The organism is Mediterranea sp. An20 (assembly GCF_002160055.1).
Classification (GTDB): Bacteria; Bacteroidota; Bacteroidia; order Bacteroidales; family Bacteroidaceae; genus Bacteroides; species Bacteroides avicola.
The window spans coordinates 1-24,504 of sequence record NZ_NFJV01000013.1 but is presented as its reverse complement, the minus strand read 5'-3'; the positions used below and the strand labels follow the sequence as shown (position 1 = coordinate 24,504).

Here is a 24,504-nt window from a genome sequence, read left to right as displayed (position 1 = left end):
GCTGACAAACGATTAACTATTAAAATCAGAGGAAAATATATAATTAGAAATACTTTATAAACATCTTACAACCATGAAGTCAATCAAAGAAATCTACCGCATCGGTACCGGCCCATCCAGCAGTCATACGATGGGCCCGCGCAAAGCCGCACAAATCTTTCTGGGACGCCATCCGGAAGCCGCTTCGTTTCGCGTTACCCTCTACGGAAGCCTGGCTGCCACTGGCAAAGGACACATGACAAACACCGCCATCATCGAGACTCTGCAACCCGTTGCCCCGGTGGAAATCATTTGGGAACCGAAAATCTTCCTTTCATTCCATCCCAACGGCATGAAATTCGAGTCGCTGAACAAAGACAACCAACCCACTGACTCGTGGACTGTTTTCAGCATAGGTGGAGGTGCCTTGGCCGAAGAACACGATGGAGAAAACTCTATCAACACTCCGGAAGTATATGAAATGAAGCACATGACAGAAATCCTGCAATGGTGCGAACGGACCGGCAAAAACTATTGGGAATATGTGAAAGAATGTGAGGACAGCGACATCTGGGATTATCTGTATGAAGTATGGAAGACCATGCAAGAAGCCGTGAAACGTGGCTTGGATGCCGAAGGTGTTTTACCCGGTCCACTTAACCTGCGGCGCAAGGCCTCCATGTACTATATCAAGGCCTGCGGCTACAAACAATCCCTGCAATCGCGCGGCTTGGTCTTCTCCTATGCATTGGCAGTCAGCGAAGAAAATGCATCGGGCGGGGTCATAGTTACAGCTCCAACCTGCGGTTCGTGTGGAGTAATGCCCGCCGTACTTTACCATTTGGCCAAAAGTCGTGACTTTAGCGACACGCGTATTTTGCGGGCCTTGGCCACATCAGGGCTTATCGGCAATATTGTAAAGACCAACGCTTCCATATCGGGCGCCGAAGCCGGATGCCAAGCCGAAGTAGGTGTTGCCTGTTCTATGGCTTCAGCCGCTGCCAACCAACTGTTCGGAGGCACGCCTTCACAAATAGAATACGCTGCCGAAATGGGATTGGAACATCACCTGGGCATGACATGCGACCCCGTATGCGGTTTGGTGCAGATTCCTTGTATCGAACGCAATGCCTATGCTGCCGCACGTGCCCTTGATGCCAACCTCTATGCATCTTTCACCGATGGCATGCACCGTGTGTCTTTCGACAAAGTCATCGAAGTTATGAAAGAAACAGGCAACGACCTGCCTTCGCTCTATAAGGAGACTGGAGAAGGAGGCCTTGCCAAAGATTACCACCCGATGTAAAGGTCAGTCATCTATGTCGATAATCTCCCCTTTCTGATTAAAGGTCAAAGACCAATCGTTGTTCAAATCTACTTCAACTTCCCGGCGTTTGCGTTCGATTTTAGTAACAAAAGCGCCGGGATAGTTTGTTTTTACATACTCTGCCACATACGAAGGGATTACTTCTTGGGGGACAGCGGCGTTGTCACAATCTATTTCCAGCCACTCGCCGTCGCCATTAAAGTCTATTTCTGTGCGGTCGGTCAGAAGCACTTCGTACTTCTTGGTTTGAAACAGTTCACTTTCAATCTTAATATGCGAAATCTGGGCTTCTACAAAATAAGTGCTGATAAAAGTGCGTGCAGCAGCCGGCAACTTTTTTGCATCGTGTGTGATGATATCTCCTGCTAAAGTATAGGGGACAAACATAACCATCAGCAACAAGACAGACAAAATCTTTTTCATACTTTTTCCTTGTTTAAGTGTTTAATTTATATCCGGCACAAAGAACCGCATCAAATTTGGAAGCTTTTTGGATTTGCCTATTTCCGGACTATATTTTTTATTTTTTAACCAAACAGAAGCAATGCATCCCTTCTTCCCACCGATAACTCAAATCCAAAGATACGGATCGGGCAATAGTCTGGGCGATAGCAAGCCCCAGCCCGTTGGAGTCTTTCTTTCCTTTCACCGGATGATAAAAACGCTGAAACAGTTTCCCACCATCTAAAGGAGCATCCCCTGAGTTTTTAATCTGCAAAGAATCCGGCGTAGTAATAATCTGCAGTTCGCCTTTCTCTACGTTATGCAGCAGGGAGTTTTTCACCAGATTGGAAAGCATAATCTGCGCCAAAGAATGATTGCAGTGGATTATAAAAGGAGCCTCCCCCCGCTGACGCGACAGACGCACTTGTTTGTGCTCATATATGTCCATCAAATCCGGCAGGATTCCATCCAGAATATCATCTACCGACACATCTTCCATTTCTGTAAACTGACCGTTTTCGATGCGGGAAAGGAGCAGCAATGAACGGTTTAATTTCACGGCCCGGTTCAACGTGGCATAGATAGCATCCAGTTCTTTCATCTGCTGTTCGGTCATCGTTTCGCTCTCAGCCAGAAGCTCCACCTTTCCCCGGACAATAGCCAAGGGGGTCTGCAGTTCATGCGAAGCATTTTCTATAAACTGTTTTTGCTCTTCGTATGCCTTGTAGCTCCTTCCTGCCATACTTACGGCCGCATCGCTCAACTGGCGGAATTCACGTATCTGTGTCGGATTGTCCAATGGAGGTACTGCCTTGCCCGGCTGGATGTGCCGAATCCAATTCAATAGCTTGTGCAAAGGACGGAAAACTCCTTTCAGCACCCACCGGATACCGATGGAAGTACATACCACAAGCAAAATAAAAAGACCGCTCAGATACCAAAGCATGGCAATGCGCAAATCGTCACGCTCCATCGTAGAAATCATCAGTGTCAACTCATAAAACTGGCCGTCTGCCATACGAAAAACTGTCTTCATGGCGCGCACCGGTTCATACTCGTCTTCTATCTCCACATAAATAGACGAATCATAAAACACTTCCCGGTAATCCAACGCCTCAGCTTCGCTAATGGGGCGGAAACTATACACAGACATCAGGTTGCCCTTCGTATTCAACAGAGAAGGATCGCGCAACACTTCTTTTATCAGCAGATAGGCATAATTCTCCAGCGTGTCGTCTGTCTCATCCACCACTTCTTCCACTATGGCATAATAGAACAAGACCCCCCACCCTGCCATCAGCAGAAAGAGCAATATGGACAGCTTGCGATAGGTATAATGCAGGAGTCTCATACTTCAGACAATTTGTAACCAAATCCGTAAACCGCTTTCAGCTCTACGGTAGCTCCGGCCAGCTTCAGTTTCTTACGTAGATTCTTTACCTGAGAATAAATAAAGTCCAGAGAATCGGCCTGGTCAATATTATCTCCCCATACAGATTCTGCCAGGCTCATCTTATTGATGACGCGATTAGGATTGACTACAAAATAATAGAGCAGGTCATATTCCTTACGGTTCAATTGCAAGGGAGCCCCCTCTACCTGCACCAGGTGCTTGTCCGGATCCAGCGTCAGGTTGCCCAACGACACAGTCAGGTCTCCCTGGGCTACCCGACGTCTTATCAATGATTTTACCCGGGCATTCAATTCGGCCAAGTGGAAAGGTTTTGTCAGATAATCATCGGCTCCCAGTTCCAGGCCGTCCACTTTGTCGTCCAGCGAGTCTTTGGCAGAAATGATAAGCACGCTGTCATTGCGACGCAGACGTTTCAGTTCGCGCAACAAATCCAGCCCGCTTCCTCCCGGCAACATAATGTCCAGCAAGATGCAGTCATAGTCATAATCGTTGATTTTGTCCAGCGCCGAAAAAAAATCGGATGCGGTTTCAACAGTAAACTTTTCCTTTTGGAGAGAGGTGCGGATGGTTTCACGCAAATCCTGCTCATCTTCTACTACTAATATCTTCATGGCTGCAAAGTAAACGGATAAAACTGGAAAAATATTGGAATCAGCTATTTATCGTTTCTCGTACCGGTCTCCGGCCTCATCGCCCAAATCATCCAAAAGCTCAGCTTTTTCTATCGACACTTGCCCGCTGGCAGAGACCAACAGGTGGATGGGGACATACAGGTCGGATTCCGGATAACTCACACTGGCCGCAAAACGAGCCTTCCCATCCACCACCGTGTCATAAACGATACCTTCCAAAATGGCAGACTTCAAAAAACGGTCGTTCAGCAACGAAGCAAAACTGCTTTTGGTAAACGAACGGTTTAACAGGATTTTACCCTCGCTGGTCACACGCAACGTAATGCTGTTATCAACGAATTCATCTCCTTGCTCGTTCTTGACTTTGGGCATAGTCTCGTCAGGAGAACGGAATATACGGGCTTCATAATCTTTTCCCTGAAGCTGGAAACTGGTTGTCACATCAGACAAAGGCATACGCACGGCCACATTCTTTTCGCTGTCATTTTTAGCTACCACATGAACCGCATCGTCAGACGCTTCCTCATCCGTCTGATGCTGTGAACATGAAATAAACAATATGGCGGCGAACAACAAACCGCCTGCATTTAATAAAGTCAATACTTTCATTGTATATCGCTATGAAATCCGGAGCAAAGGAACGAAAAGGAGCGGACATATACAAGCTTCAAACACAGAAAAGTACCAGCCACCATTCCTTTCCCAAGCACTTTTACTCAGGATGGCGCAGATATCCTCCCGGCATCTGGCAGCATAGTGTGACTCAATATTTTCGTCTGCCATATCGGCTGTTTGCTTCTTACATATTGGCAATCCGCTTCTTATACCTTAGCAATTTGCTTCTCATATATAAGAGGTTTACCCACAAAGGGTAGAAATCTGCCGTTCGGTAATCAAAGCCGGAACGTCCAAGAAATACGATGCCGAAGAGCGAACGCTGCAATGACAAATTGTTTGATTTGAACAAGAAGGAGAAACTTTTTGCAAACAATCTTTCCAAGTTAAAAAATTAATGCTTACATTTGCCCACTACTAATTAAATACAAAGATTATGAGCGATAAAAGAAAAAGATTCATGCTGGAGGAAGAAGACATTCCCCGCTATTGGTATAATATACAAGCTGACATGGTAAACAAGCCCATGCCTCCGCTCAATCCGTCTACCCACCAGCCGTTGAAGCCGGAAGACCTTTATCCCATCTTCGCGGAAGAACTCTGCCGGCAGGAACTGAACCAGACAGATAAATGGATTGAAATACCTGAAGAAGTACGCGATATGTACAAGTATTACCGCAGTACCCCTCTGGTTCGTGCTTATGGACTGGAAAAAGCTCTGGGAACTCCTGCACATATCTATTTCAAAAATGAAAGTGTCAGTCCCATGGGCTCGCACAAACTGAATTCCGCCCTACCGCAAGCCTATTATTGCAAAAAAGAAGGCGTGACCAATGTAACAACTGAAACCGGTGCCGGACAATGGGGAGCAGCCTTGTCGTATGCAGCCCGACTTTTCGGACTGGAAGCTGCCGTATATCAGGTCAAAATAAGCTACGAACAGAAACCGTACCGGCGTAGCATCATGCAGACATACGGCGCACAAGTCACCCCGTCACCCTCTATGTCTACCCGCGCCGGTAAAGATATCCTGACTGCCCACCCCAACTACCAGGGCTCGCTGGGAACAGCCATCTCCGAAGCCATTGAACTGGCACGCACTACTCCCAACTGCAAATATACCCTGGGGTCCGTGCTCAGCCACGTAACACTCCACCAGACCATCATCGGCTTAGAGGCAGAAAAACAAATGGAAATGGCCGGCGAATATCCCGACATGATAATCGCCTGCTTCGGTGGAGGCTCTAACTTCGGAGGCATCGCTTTCCCTTTTATGCGTCACACCATCCTGGAAGGGAAACAAACCCGATACATAGCTGCCGAACCTGCTTCATGCCCCAAACTGACCCGCGGTAAATTCCGCTATGACTATGGAGATGAAGCCGGTTACACTCCCTTGCTTCCTATGTTCACCTTAGGACACAACTTTGCCCCTGCCAACATACATGCCGGCGGGTTGCGTTATCATGGTGCAGGTGTCATCGTATCACAACTGCTGAAAGACAAACTGATGGAAGCTGTAGATATTCAGCAACTCGAATCATTCGAAGCAGGATGTCTTTTTGCACGGGCAGAGGGCATCATACCCGCTCCGGAATCATGCCACGCCATCGCAGCTACCATACGGGAAGCCAACAAATGCAAAGAAACCGGTGAAGAGAAAGTCATTCTGTTCAACCTCTCCGGGCATGGACTGATTGATATGGCCTCGTATGACAAATATTTGGCAGGCGACCTTATGAACTACGAACTAAGCGACCAGGAAATCCAAAAGAATCTGGACGAAATAGACCAGCTATAAACGTCCTGTACCTAAAAGAACGGCTATAATGTTGTCAACTGATACAAATTGGCAGACAACATTATAGCCGATTTATCATGCAAGACGACCAGTTCTACAAAAGGGTCTACTTTTTTTGCATATAAGCCAGAGCCGCTCCTATCGCAGTGCGGTATTCGGCATAGGGAGGAACATGAAAACGTACCTGATAAAGAGATTCTATTTTGGAGAAGACTTCAGGGCATTGCGGAAGTTGAGTCAGATTGCCAATCAGCACAAAATCCTTTATTTTACTGTTGATGGCAGACAAAATAGCAGCTTGTCCGATAGTCTGCAATACCATATAAATAATTCCACAGGCAATATCAGCTTCTGATGCATCTCTATCGACTTTTCCTAATAGCGAAGCAGTGGCATTAACCGGCAAATCAGGTAAGGCCATATTGCAAATATCACCTATCAACAGATTTACATGAGTAACATCTCCATTCTGCGCAAGTTCTGCCACTTGACGAATATTACTTGTCTTCAATAAGAGACGGGCCAGTCCTTGCAGCGTACCTCCCCCAATGCCTATGCCGCCGATATGGCAGATGCTTTCGCCGTCGATACGCACCAATGAAGTCCCTGTACCCATACTGACTACTATCAAACGGTCATTGTCGGCAGCATGACGGGCTCCCAATCCATTGGCCAGAAATTCATCCGTCTTATTGGTAGGCAAACCATAAAGAGGACTGTCCACATAAGCACTTCCTACCCCCGTAAGCATGACCTGCTCTACATCAGAAAGCGCAATGCCATTGTCATAAATATATTTACCAAAAGCGCCGAACAATGAAGTGACAGGGTCGGCAGCGGTTATGAACATAGGCGACTGAATACGCCCGTTCTCAATGCCAACTATCTTCGTTGTACTGCCACCTACATCTATTCCGATAACCATTCCCATAATCTTCTACTATTTTTGCGGCAAAGGTAGGCATTTAGCATATATTACATACAGGTTTCATGAAAAAATTATAGAAACTACTCGAATACAATACACATACAACATAGAAAACGCTTCTTCATCCATAAATTGTCAGCGATTGAACAATTCGAAAGTAAACTTACAGCCTATTTCCTGGTAATCCCAATTGGCAAAGCTAGCAAAAACGCCAAAATCAAAGATGTGTGTCCCTATGCCATAACCTATCTCCAGATAAGGTTTCAGATGAGGAACAACCAGCGCATTGAAATATAAACGCTCGTTCAGTACATACTGGGTATATTTCATTAAATGCCGCATCAATAAGAAAGGAGCCTCATACATCAAATGCGCCCGGAAATACTCCCGGGAAGAGTTATACCAACGACCGTCAAGCAACTGAAAGACGCCCCCTATTTCATCGTTCCACCCGACGGGCAGGTTATGGCGGGAGAAATTGGCAAAATCTACGAAATAGAGTTCTTTCTGGTTAGTAAATTTACCCCAACCTAAACGATAATATATGTTTCGCATCAACCCTATAGGTATCTGGTGCTGATAATCAAGCTCTATACGTTCATAAGTACCTGAATTAGGCAAGACATCACCTATACCCCGCTCCCAATCGACCGATATCGTAGGATAGTTCGAATAGAGATTTACCTTGCGATCTCCGTCCATGTAATAATACTGACCGGGAGTCCACGTCAGAACGACACGGGGAGCAAAACTGTTATAAGCATGGCGGAAACGTTTTAAAACTGAAGGATCAAAAGCAGGAATCACTGGCGTATCATCGCTACCTTCATCGGGAATGTTTCCAATCGACTTGACGGCAGGTGTTTCCGGGAAGATAAATTCAAAATTAGAACGCTCAACTTCTGTACGCCGGTGGATAGACAGACCTACGTCTAAAGTCAATCCGTTCACAATCTCCCAGGTATGCCGCAAACGGAAATAGAGATCCTTAAAATAATCCAGATGAATTTTGTCAAAATTAAAAAGGCTGTCCGGCATGGCTTTCAGCTCGTCCAAAACATCACTGCTATAAATACGGTTGCCATTGCCGATATTGATATGGAAAGCAGCACGCTTCCGGGGCCAGTAACCGAAATCCGTATTCACAGACCAATAAAACTCCTTACGGGTGAAATTATAACCGATTTGAGGAACGATATGCAACAGACGATCGCCGGGAAACAGACGGTTATACTTGAACTGTTGGCGATAAGAAATGCCGTTGGAACCGCTGTAACTGATAAGAAGCGGATTGACAAGAGGAGAACAACGGATGCTTCCCAACTTGGCAAAATTAATGGTATAGTCATTAATCAGAGCATCGCCCACTTCTCCCCAGAACTGAAGGTGTTTGTTTTTAGATTTCTTTTTCTTGGACACGGAATCATTCAGGGAGAAAAAATCGGCATATAGCACTTTCTCATGAGGGGAAAGAGGAATCGGACGCAGCTTGTTAAAAGTGGCCGTATCACGCACATAAGCATTGGTATCACAACGCAAGATATAAGAAGAAGTCAAATCATAACGGCTCTTGTCTTCGTTTTGTTCATCCTGAAGCGGGAATCGGGGTGTAATCTCCTTATAATCCAGCAAAGCTGTATAATCACCGTCTATCTTATTACCCAACAACCCGAAATAGCCGTCGACATTACAGCTTACCGGCAAAAACTCATCGGCCTCTCCCACCTCCCCCATCCGGAGCAGCACCGTGGCAGCGAACCATTCTGAACGGCCGGCAAAACGCATTTCGCGAATACTCCACACATTCTCCGTCACCACAAAATAGCCTCCCACCAATTGGAAACTCTTGCTACGGGGCATAAAACGTATCTTGTATTCGCGCTGATAGTCGGGTCCCCAAACCGAATCTACCCTGAATTTATAATACTTGTGGGCATTCGGAGACAATGGTGAAATCAGCTTATCACCCAACAGGGAAGAAGAATAGACATTGATATGAAAATATTCCGGCAAACGGTGATCCATCTGCCAGAACTCCGATGTAGTGCCTGCCACCGACCTGATACGGTGATCGTAATGGTCTGGTGAAGTATAATTCAAATCGCCATAAGCTTCCATCATATACTCACGGACCCCCTTGCGCAACCGGAAAATAGAAGGCCAGAAACGCAACAGAAAATTCTGCTTGCGGATATTAATACGCCCCTTCACATAAATCTCCGCTTTATAAGCCCCCACAGCTTCTTCATACATTGGCGCGAAAAAAATGACACGCGACATCAGAGAATCAGCCATACGAGTCTCCCAGTCAGATGACGATAAGGATACCCGTTTCTTAGCGCACATACCGACCGGCAACAGAAGAATGATTAATATGTAGACGAACCGTTTCAATCTTTCTTGTTTCACAGCAAAGTGATTTAAACTTTTCCCATGAGTAAACGCCCCTTATAGGAAACCGCTCATTTTATTAGTAATCAGATGATTAATTCCTATATACAACAAGCTTGCTTCTTATATCTTAGAAGTCCGCTTCTTATACCTTTGGAATTTGCCTCCAATATGGTTGCATCATCCATCCCTGCTATAAGCAGTTGGCAAGAATTGATTCATATCAGACACAGAGGCACGAAGACATCAACTGTTTTATACCTGTCAGCCTCAGCAGGAACCTTACTCCGCAACCTTCTCCAAAGAATAGTTTCCAGCCCGCGGTGTAGCGAATCCGGCGCTTTCTACTTTTCCTGCCGCTTCTGCCCGGACAGACACGGGAAAAGCTCTGTGCCTCCGTGCCTCAGCATTTGACATAAACCCAATTCCGACAAATACTTATCACAAAATTTTAAATCACTTCCACTAATCTCAAGGAACAAATATAGGCATTATCCTTGGAATGAAGCATGTTCTCCCTATACTTTTGAACCTATTAACAAAGAAAAAATCAAAATTCATTTTTTCCCCAAACAAAAGGCACAGTGCACAAGAAACCCCAAGTTTCTTGCCCCTGTGCCTCTACAGCATTGATTTCTATAGTCCTACAACAATTGCTCAACGGTGTAAGATAAGGGCAGAACGGGCACCGACCTGCACTTTGCCTCCCTGCATCGTTCCCAATCCCCGCGTCGGTTCAATCCGACCATCCCGGCACACTACTTGCCAGGAGCCTTCAGGCAGAGTAAGCGTCGTAGCCTCATCGCGCGCGTTTAATACGACCGTGATGTCCGACCATGTATCGCCACATGGCTGCCCTTTCAAACAAAATGCCACGACATTATCCTCCGTACCGGGCAGGAATTCCAAATGTTCCCTAACCAGCTTGGCATCGCCCATACGGAAAGCAGGGTGCGCCTTGCGAAGCTCAATAAGGCCACATACATAATCGAAGACATCACGGTTTTGCTTCTTCAAAGCCCAACGAATGGCATTGATTGAATCGGGACTGTTATAAGAATTATGCACACCTTGCTTGTCGCGCATCACTTCATCGCCTGCAAAAATAAAAGGAACGCCTTGCGAAGTGAGTACGGCAGTCTCTGCCAACTTATGCAAAGCCTTACGCACTTCCAACGAAGCATCGGGCATGGTCGCTTTCAGACGGTCGGCAAGACACATATCATCGTGACAGCTCACATAGCTTATGAACTGGGCAGGTTGAAGCGCCCAGAACTTAGGCACCTGATGCTCTCCGTCATTCACTTGCGGGTGCTCCACGCCGCCGGCAATGCCAAAACGGATACCGGCCTCATGTCCTTTCAGACCAGCCAGAAAAGCTCCTTGCGCATCATTGCCGAAGGGACCACGCAAACTGTCGCGAAACTCATCGCTGAAGGCGGCAATCCGCTCCAGTTGGTCAATGTTGTTTTTCATTGCCAGCGAATCAGCCGGAAGCTGAGGGGCACCGGCTGCCCACCCTTCACCATATATATAAATGGTAGGATCTATCTCATCCAACGCCTGACGAATGGCACGCATGGTGCCGAGGTCGTGAATCCCCATCAGGTCGAACCGGAAACCGTCAATGTGATATTCCTCTACCCAATACTTGACACTCTCCACCATAAACTTACGCATCATGGCACGCTCGGAAGCAGTCTCATTGCCACATCCGGAAGCATTGGCGAACTTGCCTTCGGGAGTCTGGCGATAGAAATATCCGGGCACCGTGCGCTCGAAATTACTACCCTCAGTCACAGCCGTATGATTGTAGACCACGTCCATCACCACACGGATACCGGCCTTGTGCAAAGCCATGACCATCTGCTTGAACTCACGGATGCGAACCGCAGGGTCAAAAGGATTGGTAGAATACGACCCTTCAGGAACATTGTAGTTCTTCGGGTCATACCCCCAATTGTATTGAGGCTGGTCCAGCTTTGTTTCATCTACCGATGAGAAATCAAAAGAAGGAAGTATGTGTACGTGCGTCACGCCCAGTTCTTTCAAATGAGCTATGCCTGTGCGCTGCTGTCCCAGAGCCGTTTTTGCGTTTTCCTCGGTCAGAGCCAGGAATTTGCCACGGTGTTCAATGCCCGAAAGAGAATCGATGGAGAAATCACGGTGATGCATTTCATAAAGGATTATATCGGCAAAACTCTTCAAGCTCGGACGTGTATCCTGCTCCCAACCTTCCGGATCAGTGACATTCAAATCGATGATGGCAGCCCGGTCGCCGTTCACGCCTACTGCCTTGGCCCACACACCCGGTGTATCTCCCAGCCAGTTGCCTGCCACTTTCACGTCGAACGTATAAAACTGTCCGTTTAAATCCCCTTCCACCATCGTATGCCACAAGCCGTCGTCGCCCGGTTTCAACGCCAATACCTGAGAAGGTTCTCCCCCTTCTCCGGCAGCATAGAGCTTTACATTCACTTCTTCGGCTGTAGGAGCCCAAAGCGCGAACCGGGTAGATTGAGGAGTATAAGTCATTTCCTCCCAATCTCCTTTTACCACAGGATAATCGTCATACGAATCATACTTGCCTTGCTGCATTTGCTGGCAACCTACCGCCGTCAAAACCGGCAGAATCAATAAGTGTTTCAACTTCATGGAGTAACTCTTTAGATGTAATAATAATAAAAAAACTGGATTTTCCGCAAAGATAATCCGTTTCTCTGTAAAATAACAGGCAGTAAAAAGAAAATAGAAATCATTTTAGCATTATCCCATTGATAATCAAGGAAGGCTACTCTGATTTTTTAAAATAGACAGAAGCTGTTTAAAGATTAAAATGCCTTTTTCGACCGATAGAATCCGGCAGATAAAATAAGCTGGTACTCGACAAAAACGCTGCGCAACCTTATAATCCATTTATATTTTCATTTCAACGAAACCACTCTACAGATAGCTACAGGCCATATTTTAGGCTAAATTGATTTATATTTTCATTCTTTTGACAGGACCTTTCATCTTCTCTCGCTACATTTGCGCCACAAATGTTTACTAATACCAATATGACAATTACCTTTCGCATTCAGTATTACACCACGTGGGGCGAGAGCCTCCAAGTTCTTATCGGCAAAGAGACGGTTATTGGACTATCTACCGTCGACGGATATAACTGGCACGGACAGGGTTATTACACACCGGAAATCTCCGGCGCACCCATAACCTACCGCTATGAAGTCTGTCGCGAAGGACGGAGCATACGCCGCGAGTTCGGTGCTATTCCACACGTCTTTTGTCCGCCCACCGATGAAAACGCCCATTATCTTCTGCAAGACAACTGGCGAGACCTGCCGGCAGCATCCTATCGCTTCAGTTCGGCATTCTGTGGACATGAAGCCGTCTCCGGGACGACATGTCTACCTCACGCCGAAGGAAAGTCAAATGTCGTATTCCGAGCTTTATTTCCTTCAAGCAGCATCCAACACCGTATTCCAGCTCTCGCAGGCAATTGCCCAGCTTTAGGAAACTGGGGTAAGTCTGCTCCGTTGCGTCTGCACGAAATACGCCCTCACGTCTGGCAAGTAGCCATCGACTCCGCTCTGCTTCCTCCCGACTTCGAATATAAATATGTCATCGTTAATCCCGAAAACGGAAGTATCACCGCGTGGGAAGCACACGACAATCACACTTCCCACATCCCTTCACTCGAACCAGGCGAAACGTATGTATGCCCCGAAGAGGAAATCTTCTTTCCTGACGAGAACTATAAAATCGCGGGATGTGCCATACCCGTTTTCTCCATCCGTTCGGAAGGCAGCTTCGGTGTGGGCGACTTCGGCGATCTGAAGACATTCATCGGATGGGCGGCAGATACTCACCAACGTGCCGTACAAGTACTCCCCATCAACGATACAACCATGACTGGCACCTGGACAGATTCCTACCCCTACAGCAGCATCTCCATCTATGCCTTTCATCCCATGTATGTTGACCTGAGACAATTACCTTCCTTACACGATACTGAAGCCGCTATCTCATTCGAACAGAAGCGCAAGGAACTGAACAGTCTGCCCCAGGTAGATTATGAAGAGGTAAACCATTGGAAACGGGCTTATCTAAAAGCGGTTTTCCAACAGGAGAAAGAAAATATCCTGGCTTTGGAAGACTACCAGAACTTCTATCGGGAAAATGCAGAGTGGCTGCAACCATATGCTGCCTTCTGCTATTTGCGCGATCGCTTCCATACGCCTGATTTCCATCAATGGCAAGACTACAGCTTTTACCGCAAGGAACTTGCAGAAGACCTCTGCTCGCCTGACAATGAAGCCTATCAGGAAACAACTTTCCACTGTTTCGTGCAATACTTGCTGCATATTCAGTTACTGGCCGCCTGCAATTACGGTAGAGAACGGGGCGTCATCGTAAAAGGAGATATTCCCATAGGTATCAGCCGCACCAGCGTAGAAGCCTGGGTAGAACCTTACTACTTCAACATGAACGGACAAGCCGGAGCTCCGCCCGATGCCTTTTCTACCAAAGGGCAAAACTGGGGTATGCCAACCTACAACTGGAAAGCCATGGAAAAAGACGGTTATCAATGGTGGCAACGTCGTTTCCGCAAAATGGCAGACTACTTCACCGCCTACCGCATAGACCATATTCTGGGCTTCTTCCGCATTTGGGAGATTCCCTTACATTCTGTACACGGTCTGTTGGGACAGTTCGTGCCTGCCCTACCGATGAGCGTAGACGAAATACAAAGCTACGGGCTACACTTCCAAAAGGATTTTATGACCCGACCATTCATCAACGACTTCATGCTCAACCAAATCTTCGGCTCCCATGCCCAAGAAGTGCGTGACACATTCGTAAGGCATTTGCACGATGACATCTACGACATGCGCCCTGAGTTCGACACACAGCGTAAGATTGAGGCTTACTTTGCCAACAAGGAAGACGCCGAAAGCAATAACCTGAAAGAAGGCCTTTACTCCCTTGTCAGCAATGTGCTGTTCGTGCCCGACCGCGACAATCCCGCCATGTATCACCCACGCATCGCTGTGCAGAATGATTTCATCTACCGCCAACTGAACCAACAAGAGAAAGATGCCTTCAATCGACTGTACAACGATTACTACTACCGACGGCACAACGACTTCTGGTATAACGAAGCGATGAAGAAACTACCCATACTGACGCAATCTACCCCGATGCTGGTATGCGGCGAAGACTTAGGCATGGTGCCCGACTGCGTACCTTGGGTAATGGAACAATTACAAATTCTGTCGCTTGAAATTCAACGCATGCCCAAACGGCCCGAAGACGAATTCGGACACGTAGGCTCCTACCCTTTCCGCTCCGTCTGCACCATCGGCACACACGACATGAGCACTTTCCGAGGCTGGTGGGAGGAAGACCGCAACGTATCGGCACGTTTTTTCTACCATGAATTGAAACATTGGGGAGAAATGCCCCAACATGCGCCGGGATGGTTGTGCGAGGATGTGGTACGGCGCCATCTCTACAGCCCTTCCATGTTGTGTATACTGACTTGGCAGGATTGGACTTCGATGGACGAAACGCTACGCAACCCGGACATTGCCGCCGAACGCATCAACATTCCTGCCAACCCGCACCATTATTGGCGCTGGCGCATGCACATCACTTTGGAAGACCTGATGAAACAAGATGAATTTAACCACAAAATCCGCCGGATGATTGACGAGTGTGGACGTTAATCGGTTTTTCCCGCCATCTTTCCCGCTTCTTCCCCGGAAAAGGTGATGTCGTCTGCATCGCCTTACCGGGGAAAACGTGACCTCCCTGCACAGAGCCGCGTGAAACCAGGCAGAAAGAGAGAAACCTTTATATCGCATCTACAAACCCTAAAAACATCATGAAAGAAATACCCAATCTAAGTTTTTCGAAGCTATGGAACATTAGTTTCGGATTTTTCGGCGTACAGATAGCCTACGCCTTGCAGAGTGCCAACATCAGCCGCATTTTCTCCACATTGGGAGCAGATCCGCACAGCCTGAGTTATTTCTGGATTCTGCCTCCCCTGGCAGGTATCATCGTGCAGCCGCTCATAGGCATGTTCAGCGACCGCACCTGGTGCCGATTCGGCCGACGCATCCCCTACCTGTTCGTAGGAGCCATCATTGCTGTACTTGTCATGTGCATGCTGCCTAATGCCGGCAGTTTTGGCATGAGCGTCTCCGCAGCCATGATATTCGGCCTTTTCTCACTAATGCTGCTCGATACTTCCATCAACATCGCCATGCAACCCTTTAAAATGATGGTAGGTGACATGGTAAACGAAAAGCAAAAGGGGCTTGCCTATGCCATACAAAGCTTCCTGTGCAATGCCGGAAGCCTGGCTGGCTATCTTTTCCCGTTCATCTTCGCCGCCATCGGCATCAGCAACGTGGCTCCCAAAGGTGTCATACCCAATTCCGTCATTTATTCTTTCTACATCGGTGCAGCCATCCTTATCCTTTGTGTCATCTATACAACATTGAAGGTAAAGGAGTATCCTCCCGAATTATATGCCGAATACCACGGCATCAGCAAGAAAGAGAAAGAAGAAAAGGTGAATGTATTCAGACTGCTGTTCAAGGCTCCCAAAGCCTTCTGGACAGTGGGTCTGGTGCAGTTTTTTTGCTGGGCAGCTTTCATGTTCATGTGGACCTACACCAACGGAACCGTAGCAGCCAACGTATTCGATACCCCCGCTGTCGAAACGGTGAAAGACGGAGTGACAACGCTGGTACTCAACACGCAATCTCAACAATACCAGACTGCCGGAGACTGGGTAGGCATTCTTTTTGCCATACAGGCCATCGGCTCGGTTATCTGGGCCATCGTATTGCCTGTCTTCAAAAACCGTAAACTCGCCTATTCTCTCAGTTTGATTCTGGGTGGACTGGGATTTATCTCCACCTCCTTCATCCACGACCAATACCTGCTGTTCGTGTCGTTTCTGCTGATAGGATGCGCATGGGCTGCTATGCTGGCATTGCCGTTCACTATCCTGACCAACTCGCTGAGCGGCGGGCACATGGGCACTTATTTAGGATTGTTCAACGGAACCATTTGTGTACCGCAGATTGTGGCAGCCGCTACGGGTGGACAGATTCTGCAAATATTCACTACTCCCGGCAGCGTGCCTCCCGAAGTAAACATGCTGGTACTGGCAGGCATACTGCTTATTGCGGGCGCTTGCTGCGTAGGTATAATCAAGGAAAAGGAATAAAAAGGCACTGTTGCATTCAAAACAGAGTGCACACAAGCAGTTCTTTACAAGCGGATTAAACAGGTTAACAAGGAAGAATAATCTGTTTAATCCGCTTTATCCGTAGCAAAACATCTTAACATCGGATAACACCCAATGCCAGACCGGCCTTCCACGGGTCTTCAAAGGAAATGGCTAAGCGCTCAGAAGTAAATTTCCAAACGCTTAGAAACACGCTTCCAATAGCTAAGAAGCGAAAGTATAATATACACGAATCAATAGCTTATTTCACAGCGAAATAGGAAGAAGCAGCCATATTCCTAAACTTCTTCCGCAAAAAGAATCAGAGTTATTCCTTTTTTAATGGAAAATCCATCCTTGCTCTTCGTCTTTTATACGGCTTTAAGCTTCATCCCCCATAAGCATCTCCCTTTCTCCTTCACCCGGAGAAAGAAACAAGAAAACACTTTTCCTTAGATTTTCATCACTTCTTGTTCGAACTTATCTCTATTCCCCAGTGCTTTGTTACGATATTTACTGCGATAATTGTAAACTGTCGTTATAGAATAACCTAAGAAATGAGCAATGCTGTTGGTATCTGTTACCCCCAGACGTATCAATGCAAAAATACGCAACTCAGTATTTAGCAATTCTCCCGGCTTCACCACAATCCGTCCGTCTTCTACCAACAGATTATTAAAATCCTCAATGAAATGCGGGAAAAGATCCAAAAAAGAATGGTCAAAATCGCGATAAAACGCTTTCCGCTCATCACGCAAGAATTGGTCAGAACGGATGGCCGCGAACAATGCTTCGATTTGCGAAGCCATGGCCAGCTTCTCCAAAGAACGACGATATTGCTCCAACTTGTCCAAATACCCCACACAACGATCCAGGTACCGGGCAATATACACTTCTTTGATTTTACCCGTTTGCTCCAGGTTCTGATTGACCGCCTGTAGCTGCAGATTGGCTTCACTGAGATTGTGCCGCATGGCTGTCAACTTCTTCATCCAACTATACAAATAAAAGACAGCCGCTATTAACAACAATGACACTACGCTGATGCCAATCAACAACCCTGTCACCACAGCACGCTCATGAGCCTCTTTTTCTTTATAGGCCCGGTCAATGATAGGATAAACTTCGGTAACCTCCAAGGACCTCAGACGTGCATGACAATCCACAGCATCTTCCATCGAACAATTCAGGTAATTGTAAGCCCGGTCTATATCGCCCTGTTCATACAAAAGTCGAGCCAATTTATGCAACGAAGCATATTCACGCACCACGCGTTTCATGTCCCATAAAGCCGTACGTGCCAGGTATTCAATCTGTTTCTCCACATCTCCCTTAGCCAGATAAGCTTCGTACATGGTATAATTAAGGTAAGACAACGTTTCCATATCATCTGTTCCAGCAGGAAGATATTTCTCTAAAATGGCAACAGCTTCTTCGGCACGCCCATTCAAAGCAGCCCGTTCAGCCCGCGCAATATCAGCAGTGATAGGTATGTCCACCAACAAGATAGAATCTCTGTATTGGTCCGTTTTCTCCAAATATTTCTGTTTAACTCTCTGTTCTATGGTATAATCTGCCAGCCAGCCATAGCAAGAGCGACATGCCCGGTAATATTTCGCCCGCATTTCCGGGTTCAATTTATCCGGCTGTATCTTTTCCAACACATGCAAGGCATCGGCATACATGCCCATTACTCCCATCACAGCAGCCTGGTCGATAAGCACTTCTTCTTCTCCGTTTTCATATTCCTCCAATGGCAGCAACTCCGACTGCCGGTTCAGATAATACACGGCCGAATCAGCCTGATAGTGCAGATATTCTTCAAACAACTTTCCATAACATTCATATTGCTCAATCTCCCCGGACATATACATCAACTGATGTTTCAAGGCTTGTATCTTTTCTTCCTTTTGGGTATGATATTGCTTCTTATGCTCAACGGCATCATCCAACTCTTCCAATATAGGCAAAAGGTATTCACGCCCCTTGCTCTGTGACTCCTGAACCACAAAAGGTAACCACAATAGCAAGTGCAGACAAATTAATAATGGGAAATGTGCCTTCATGCTTAAATGTATTTCATAATTTAGACAAAGATAAGAGAAAATCATATATAAAGCACAAAAAAAAGAGAAGAAAATCAGAAGAAAATTACCGCAGCCTCTCTCTGTTGCTTCATCTTACTTCCCATCATACAGTTATATCCGCCTAACTTGACTAACCCAATTCAAGAAATCGTAGAACCATCCATTTCCGGAAAACTTTCTGTTGCAAAAAGCGGAAGAGTTATTCAACCCCTCCGCTTTTCAAATCCTGATATATCCTTACAGCTTTCAAAGAAGCCCTTAATGGATCAATGTATTGGTACCTTCAACCATTTTCCCATAAGAAAATACGCAACGTACATTCACGTCTTTATCAAGAATGACAATATCCGCATCTTTCCCTTTCTGAAGTGTACCCTTACGATCAGCGACTCCTATGACTGCAGCAGGTGTTTCCGAAGCCATACGTACTGCATCAGCCAACGGAATGCCTGCACTCTTTACCATGGTCTGTACCAGTTTATCCATCGAAGCGATACTACCTGCCAGTGTCTGATGATCAGCCAATTTACATACTCCATCTTCGATTACATAACGAGAGTCGTCAATGGTCCGGCCATTATAAGCAGCATACTTCAAAGCATCCGTTACCAGACAAGTCTTCTCTACCCCCTTCAATTTATATACCAACTTCAAAATGGTAGCAGGCAGATGGACACCGTCAGCTATGACTTCCACGGTCATATTATCCATTAAATAAACACTTTCCACCGTACCTTCATACTTATACTCACGACGTTTGTGGAATCCCGGCATGGCATTATAGAAATGGGCAGCATGCGTAAACCCAGCTTCAAATGCAGACTTTATTTCCGGATATTCGGCTTCTGTATGAGTAATAGCAGTCAGGATGCCACGTCCGGAAGTAAATCGTGCAAAATCATGTGCACCAGGAAGTTCCGGACTAATATCCCAACGCTTAATGCATTGGGTACTTTCCAGCAAAGGAATGTATTCTTCCGGGTCAGGATCCTTCAAAAAATCGCCCCACTGTGTCCCCGCCATTTTCTTATTGAGATATGGTCCCTCAATGTGCAATCCCATAACAACGCTGTCTGGCTTCTGCATCAACTCATCGCATACTGCAACGGCCTGGCGAAGCACATCAAATGTAGTAGACGATAAGGTAGGAAATATCGAGGTAGCACCATGCTTTAAATGAGCTTGAACAATAGCCTGAAAAGCTTCAGGAGTAGCATCCGTAAAATCATATCCTCCGCCCCCATGGCTGTGCATGGATATGAACCCCGGAACTATATACATACCTTTGGCGTCAATGGCTTTCGCACCGATTACAGCGAGGTCGCTATTGGTCACTTCCAATATTTTCCCGTCATCCACAAGCACTGAACCATCTTTCAGCCATCCTTGAGGAGTCAGAATGTGTCCATTTATAATTTGTGTCAACATAACTTTCTATTTTTATCGATTTAAAATAAAGTATTGGTACCTTCCACGATTTTACCCATAGACCATACAGCACGCACATTCAAGTCTTCATCAAGAGCAAGAATATCAGCATCTTTACCTTTCTCCAATGTACCCTTACGGTCTGCTACTCCCATGATGCGTGCAGGAGTTTCCGAAGCCATACGCACAGCATCTTCCAAAGGAATCTCGGCTTTCTGAACCATCGTGCGGATTAAACGGTCCATCGTAGCAATACTTCCTGCCAGAGCAGAGCGATCGGCCAACTTGCACACGCCATCTTCTATAATAACACGAGGATCAAATGCTTCCTTACTATCACTGGCAGCACATGCCAATGCGTCTGTAATCAGGGCTGTCTTTTCCACGCCTTTGATTTTATAAACAAGGCGCAAAATAGTGGGAGGCACATGAATACCGTCGGCCACCACTTCCACCGTCATGTCATCCATCAAATAAATGCTCTCTACAGTTCCCTCATATTTATAACCGCTCCGCTTATGGAATCCCGGCATGGCATTATAAAAATGAGTAGCATGTGTATATCCTACCTGATAGGCCGTATAGATATCCTCATACTCAGCCTGTGTATGTCCCACAGCAGCCAGAACACCTTTAGAAGTTATATACTTACCGAATTGCATGGCACCGGGAAGTTCAGGAGCCGCATCCCAACGCTTGATGCAGTGTGTATCTTCCAGCAAAGGAATGTATTCTTCCGGATCGGGATTCTTTATGTTTTCAGGCATCTGTCCCCCGGCCATTTTCATATTAAAATAATGACCTTCCAGATGAAGACCCAATACCGGTGAATCGGTTTCTGACATCAATTTCTCCGTTGTAGCAGCCGCGGCCCTAATCATCGGTATGGTTGAGGAAGACAAGGTTGGAAAAATACTGGTTGTACCATGTTGCATATGTGCCTTAATTGCTGCACGAAAAGCATCTTCGCTTCCCTCCATAAAATCACGTCCACCTCCACCGTGAACATGTATCTCCACACCCCCAGGAACGATATACATTCCCTTAGCATCAACAAGTGTTGCGCCCACAACAGGCAGGTCACAATTGATTACTTCAAGAATCTTATTGTCCCTGATCAAAACAGAACCATTCTTGAGCCATCCCTGAGGGGTAAGAATACGGGCATTAAAAATTTGTGTTAACATATAGACGAGGTTATTTAAAAATTTTATTTGCTGCAAAATTAATTAATATTCCCAATGGATAGGATTTGACAAGCCAACTATTTTTTAAGGCGAAAAGTTAATTATAGCAAACGTGACTGTGTCTCTACCCTATCAGACACAAAGCCTGACTTGTCGGACGAACTTACTTCATCAGACATACCTGAAATATTCCCCCTAAACATGCAGCGACAAACTATGGACCACGAACTACGAACAGCCGCACGGAATCCATTCTGAGTTGCCACCTAAGCTATCAGAGGCTCATTTCCAATAGATAAGAAACGGACTTCCTATATATAAGAACCCAACTCACAATATATAAGGAGCAAAGCTTTGATAAACAAAAGATTAATCCCCTCCTCCATCCGCCATTATTCACCGGGAGAAATCGGGAAATGGAGGAAAGAAAAGGGGATTCTTCAAAATAAATCAATTGGGATAAGTCAGTCAGCCTTTACACAACGAATAGCCAGACCTTTGTAGAAATCATGACCTGTTGACATCGTATTGTCTTTCACCATCTCGTTACTCTGTCCAACGAAAAACACAGTCTTCTCAGGAATCGTATCTTTTTCAGCATCCCAACTCCAGAAGCCAACCATCTGCCATGCCTTCACATGGCCGTCTGTCTGCCATATGCCGGAAGCGCGCAGGTTAAACATGGTTTCGTTCGTAGCAGGTTGAATTTCCGAACTATCCTCATCTTCATCATAACCGGGCAATATTTCCCATTTACCATTTTTCAGCAACGACACATCACCTTTGACATAAGCATTCAGACGATCCCAATCTTCCAAGGTAGGAATACGCCAGCCCTCCGGACTAAGTTCGCCTGCCAACAGGGAGCCACCATTATAGAAATAAAGCACATAATTGCTTACATAAAAATATCCGGCATTTTCATTCAGTTCATCCTGGGCAGTCAGCTTGGAACCGTTCCGATAGCGGTCAGCCTTCAAGTTCTCACGCATCCAATATTGAGTGCCGATTTTCACAATGGGGTATTCCCGCAGATCAGTCCGTAAATCACGCAATGTATGGGCAATGACGTTTACGGAAGCAGGCTGTTCGGGCTTTGTCGTACACAACACTCCACTTTCATCAAAATAGATGCACGACAAAGAAGGCTTGTCACCAGCGGTATATTGGAATGTATTCTTATCCACATCCCAAGAAAGAGTGCCACCACAATTATTATCTTCTGAATCAAGCAATTGAAGTACAGTGCCACGTGTCAGGTCAGCTTTTCCGTCTTCCCCTATCGGATAAGAAGTTATCGCTACAGAAGCCAGGGCATCCGAAAGCAGATACTCCTTGCAGATTTCTGCCACCTCTCTACCGTTCATGTGCACCCGGTAGACATTGGAAGTCTCAAAACTAAGAACGGACAGATGCACGGTTTTGTGGCTGTCGTCATTTGTTACATCCTCCAAGTCTACCACAGCCGGCCATTCTTTAATGGAAGCAACCACACCACTGAGCACATGGCTGTCAGACTCTGTCACCTTAATATCCAACTGGTATTGGCAGTTTTTGTCCAACTTCTCCATCGACGGCAAAGGACAGGTATATATTCTCCCGTTCAACTCCATTTGGAACGACTGGCTACCGTCAATGCTCTGCGGAAGCAGGATAAATTCATGCCCTACCAGCTTACCGTCTTCCACTTTCCACTCACCGTGAGATACAATGTCAGCCGGATTCTTAAAATCTTCAAAAGAATCTTCTGCCAGATTGTAACTGGCCTGTGTACAGAAGCCGGTTGCAACAAACTTCGGATTAGCTTCCAGCATGTCCTCTGCGCTTTCATCCCCCATAGGAACCAAAGCGATTTTGACCTTGCTCAGTTTATGTTCAAACTCTAATACTACAGCTTCATCAGAGCCGACAACTGCATCGCGGGAGGCTGTCATGAAATCGCTGTTGGAATAATCTTTGTCCTGGCTCTGATCGGTACGTAAAGCAACAGGAATCAACGAACTTCCACTTGATACGCCTTCTTTAGAATAGGGGTAATAGGCAACAAAGTCCAATCCTACGTTGCCCTCCGGATAAAACACAACCCGTTCTGGAACCAGCTTGTCAGCCTCACTACAAGTCAGCAGCAAATTATCAATGTAGCGATTGTCACTTACACTGTTGCCACTCACCATAGCATACAGACCGATACGGTCACCCTCCTCAAAAGAAGAGCCACTCGCTTTCGTTACAGAAGTCGGTTTGATTTTTAACGAGAAAGTTATAGGAACATCACTTTCCTCCACATCTGTGGAGATTTCATTAACACAAGCTGCATGTCCCAATAAGACGCAGCAACAAACGGGAAAAATAAACTTTTCCCACCTATTTTTTAACTTCATGGTGTTAAAATAATAAGGTTAAGTAAAACAAAAATAGTCAGATAGAGATTTTCTCTACCCGCGGAATCTCCAAATGTCCTTCGCACGACTTATCTAATTTCAGCGAGGCACCTCCGGAAACGCCTCCGCAAAGGTAAGGCTTTTTTTGTCATAAACAATAGAATGGAATTTTTTCTCGGAACCAAGCTCTGAACCATTTATTAAAAAAAACAGAACTTAACACGCAGTAATTATACAGCAAATCACAGCCTTAGCATAAAACAAAACAGCCTATATTTCTTTTGATAAAACTCTCCCGCTACGGTCAAAATTAACCGAATTTAACCACTTAGATATACCTACTAATACTTAGAAAACGCTTTTACGAACACAAAAGGTGGAATATCAACTGACCCAATATTACCACAGTCATCCTCCCACTTCCTCTTAAACAAAAAAGTTAGGAAGTGAAAGAACTCCTCCAGCACAAACGGCCGACAAGTTCTTGAGTTCACTTCCTAACTCCACCTCAACGTATCACAAGTTAAAATAATAAGGAAACACAACACTCAGACAGCAGGAAATTTCCACTTCCTGTCCGTGGATTTCCCGACATTCCTCTCTACTGTGGAAAATGACCAGCCCCGCAACAAAGCAGGTGT

At 46.0% G+C, this 24,504-nt stretch carries 15 protein-coding genes; 4 read left to right on the top strand and 11 right to left on the bottom strand.

What is annotated here, in order from left to right; all coding sequences use genetic code 11:
* Window positions 1-73 precede the first annotated feature (73 nt).
* Window positions 74-1,285: an L-serine ammonia-lyase gene (locus B5F34_RS08970; protein ID WP_087337626.1), complete on the top strand. Its 1,212-nt coding sequence runs from the start codon at window positions 74-76 to the stop codon at window positions 1,283-1,285.
* 3 nt (window positions 1,286-1,288) lie between these two features.
* On the opposite strand, the gene B5F34_RS08965 is transcribed toward B5F34_RS08970, so the two are convergent.
* The 4 genes from B5F34_RS08965 to B5F34_RS08950 form a co-directional block, all read right to left on the bottom strand.
* A complete protein-coding gene (locus B5F34_RS08965) occupies window positions 1,289-1,729 on the bottom strand; it encodes a PepSY-like domain-containing protein (RefSeq protein WP_087337623.1) in 441 nt (146 codons plus the stop codon).
* A 97-nt stretch (window positions 1,730-1,826) separates the two neighbouring features.
* Window positions 1,827-3,101 carry a HAMP domain-containing sensor histidine kinase gene (locus B5F34_RS08960; protein WP_087337619.1) on the bottom strand — a complete coding sequence of 425 codons (1,275 nt, stop codon included), beginning with the start codon at window positions 3,099-3,101 and terminating at the stop codon, window positions 1,827-1,829.
* Window positions 3,098-3,775, bottom strand: a complete 678-nt coding sequence (locus tag B5F34_RS08955) for a response regulator transcription factor (protein WP_087337616.1) — start codon at window positions 3,773-3,775, stop codon at window positions 3,098-3,100. Before B5F34_RS08955 ends, B5F34_RS08960 begins: the two co-directional genes overlap by 4 nt.
* Before the next feature lie 48 nt (window positions 3,776-3,823).
* The gene (locus tag B5F34_RS08950; RefSeq protein WP_087337613.1) at window positions 3,824-4,405 is read right to left on the bottom strand and encodes a DUF4738 domain-containing protein; all 582 of its coding nucleotides are present in this window, start codon (window positions 4,403-4,405) and stop codon (window positions 3,824-3,826) included.
* Window positions 4,406-4,847: 442 nt separating this feature from the next.
* Between B5F34_RS08950 and B5F34_RS08945 the strand changes: the two genes are divergently transcribed.
* A complete protein-coding gene (locus tag B5F34_RS08945) occupies window positions 4,848-6,212 on the top strand; it encodes a TrpB-like pyridoxal phosphate-dependent enzyme (protein WP_087337610.1) in 1,365 nt (454 codons plus the stop codon).
* A gap of 106 nt (window positions 6,213-6,318) precedes the next feature.
* Here the strand turns inward: B5F34_RS08945 and coaW are convergent, their stop codons facing one another.
* The 3 genes from coaW to pulA all read right to left on the bottom strand — a co-directional run bounded on the left by coaW (window position 6,319) and on the right by pulA (window position 12,186).
* Window positions 6,319-7,143, bottom strand: coding sequence for a type II pantothenate kinase (coaW, locus tag B5F34_RS08940; protein ID WP_087337607.1), 825 nt, complete (start codon window positions 7,141-7,143; stop codon window positions 6,319-6,321).
* Window positions 7,144-7,275: 132 nt separating this feature from the next.
* Complete coding sequence (locus B5F34_RS08935) at window positions 7,276-9,435, bottom strand: DUF5686 family protein (RefSeq protein WP_239448899.1); 2,160 nt, start codon at window positions 9,433-9,435, stop codon at window positions 7,276-7,278.
* Between the two features lie 753 nt (window positions 9,436-10,188).
* Window positions 10,189-12,186 carry a type I pullulanase gene (gene pulA, locus B5F34_RS08930; protein ID WP_087337600.1) on the bottom strand — a complete coding sequence of 666 codons (1,998 nt, stop codon included), beginning with the start codon at window positions 12,184-12,186 and terminating at the stop codon, window positions 10,189-10,191.
* Between the two features lie 404 nt (window positions 12,187-12,590).
* Between pulA and B5F34_RS08925 the strand changes: the two genes are divergently transcribed.
* The gene (locus B5F34_RS08925) at window positions 12,591-15,263 is read left to right on the top strand and encodes a 4-alpha-glucanotransferase (protein WP_087337597.1); all 2,673 of its coding nucleotides are present in this window, start codon (window positions 12,591-12,593) and stop codon (window positions 15,261-15,263) included.
* 158 nt (window positions 15,264-15,421) lie between these two features.
* Window positions 15,422-16,780, top strand: a complete 1,359-nt coding sequence (locus tag B5F34_RS08920; RefSeq protein WP_087337594.1) for an MFS transporter — start codon at window positions 15,422-15,424, stop codon at window positions 16,778-16,780.
* A gap of 452 nt (window positions 16,781-17,232) precedes the next feature.
* Here the strand turns inward: B5F34_RS08920 and B5F34_RS08915 are convergent, their stop codons facing one another.
* The 4 genes from B5F34_RS08915 to B5F34_RS08900 form a co-directional block, all read right to left on the bottom strand.
* Window positions 17,233-18,846: a DUF6377 domain-containing protein gene (locus B5F34_RS08915; RefSeq protein ID WP_239448897.1), complete on the bottom strand. Its 1,614-nt coding sequence runs from the start codon at window positions 18,844-18,846 to the stop codon at window positions 17,233-17,235.
* Window positions 18,847-19,125: 279 nt separating this feature from the next.
* Window positions 19,126-20,295 (bottom strand): N-acetylglucosamine-6-phosphate deacetylase, encoded by a 1,170-nt coding sequence (gene nagA, locus B5F34_RS08910; protein WP_087337588.1) that lies wholly within the window; start codon window positions 20,293-20,295, stop codon window positions 19,126-19,128.
* 20 nt (window positions 20,296-20,315) lie between these two features.
* Complete coding sequence (nagA, locus tag B5F34_RS08905) at window positions 20,316-21,482, bottom strand: N-acetylglucosamine-6-phosphate deacetylase (protein ID WP_087337585.1); 1,167 nt, start codon at window positions 21,480-21,482, stop codon at window positions 20,316-20,318.
* Between the two features lie 464 nt (window positions 21,483-21,946).
* A complete protein-coding gene (locus B5F34_RS08900; RefSeq protein ID WP_087337582.1) occupies window positions 21,947-23,863 on the bottom strand; it encodes a fimbrillin family protein in 1,917 nt (638 codons plus the stop codon).
* Window positions 23,864-24,504: the final 641 nt, after the last annotated feature.

Bases quoted from the DNA above. Each gene is read 5' to 3' on its own strand.
- B5F34_RS08970 (WP_087337626.1), top strand. From the start codon at position 74: ATGAAGTCAATCAAAGAAATCTACCGCATCGGTACCGGCCCATCCAGC.
- B5F34_RS08965 (WP_087337623.1), bottom strand. From the start codon at position 1,729: ATGAAAAAGATTTTGTCTGTCTTGTTGCTGATGGTTATGTTTGTCCCC.
- B5F34_RS08960 (WP_087337619.1), bottom strand. From the start codon at position 3,101: ATGAGACTCCTGCATTATACCTATCGCAAGCTGTCCATATTGCTCTTT.
- B5F34_RS08955 (WP_087337616.1), bottom strand. From the start codon at position 3,775: ATGAAGATATTAGTAGTAGAAGATGAGCAGGATTTGCGTGAAACCATC.
- B5F34_RS08950 (WP_087337613.1), bottom strand. From the start codon at position 4,405: ATGAAAGTATTGACTTTATTAAATGCAGGCGGTTTGTTGTTCGCCGCC.
- B5F34_RS08945 (WP_087337610.1), top strand. From the start codon at position 4,848: ATGAGCGATAAAAGAAAAAGATTCATGCTGGAGGAAGAAGACATTCCC.
- coaW (WP_087337607.1), bottom strand. From the start codon at position 7,143: ATGGGAATGGTTATCGGAATAGATGTAGGTGGCAGTACAACGAAGATA.
- B5F34_RS08935 (WP_239448899.1), bottom strand. From the start codon at position 9,435: ATGGCTGATTCTCTGATGTCGCGTGTCATTTTTTTCGCGCCAATGTAT.
- pulA (WP_087337600.1), bottom strand. From the start codon at position 12,186: ATGAAGTTGAAACACTTATTGATTCTGCCGGTTTTGACGGCGGTAGGT.
- B5F34_RS08925 (WP_087337597.1), top strand. From the start codon at position 12,591: ATGACAATTACCTTTCGCATTCAGTATTACACCACGTGGGGCGAGAGC.
- B5F34_RS08920 (WP_087337594.1), top strand. From the start codon at position 15,422: ATGAAAGAAATACCCAATCTAAGTTTTTCGAAGCTATGGAACATTAGT.
- B5F34_RS08915 (WP_239448897.1), bottom strand. From the start codon at position 18,846: ATGAAGGCACATTTCCCATTATTAATTTGTCTGCACTTGCTATTGTGG.
- nagA (WP_087337588.1), bottom strand. From the start codon at position 20,295: ATGTTGACACAAATTATAAATGGACACATTCTGACTCCTCAAGGATGG.
- nagA (WP_087337585.1), bottom strand. From the start codon at position 21,482: ATGTTAACACAAATTTTTAATGCCCGTATTCTTACCCCTCAGGGATGG.
- B5F34_RS08900 (WP_087337582.1), bottom strand. From the start codon at position 23,863: ATGAAGTTAAAAAATAGGTGGGAAAAGTTTATTTTTCCCGTTTGTTGC.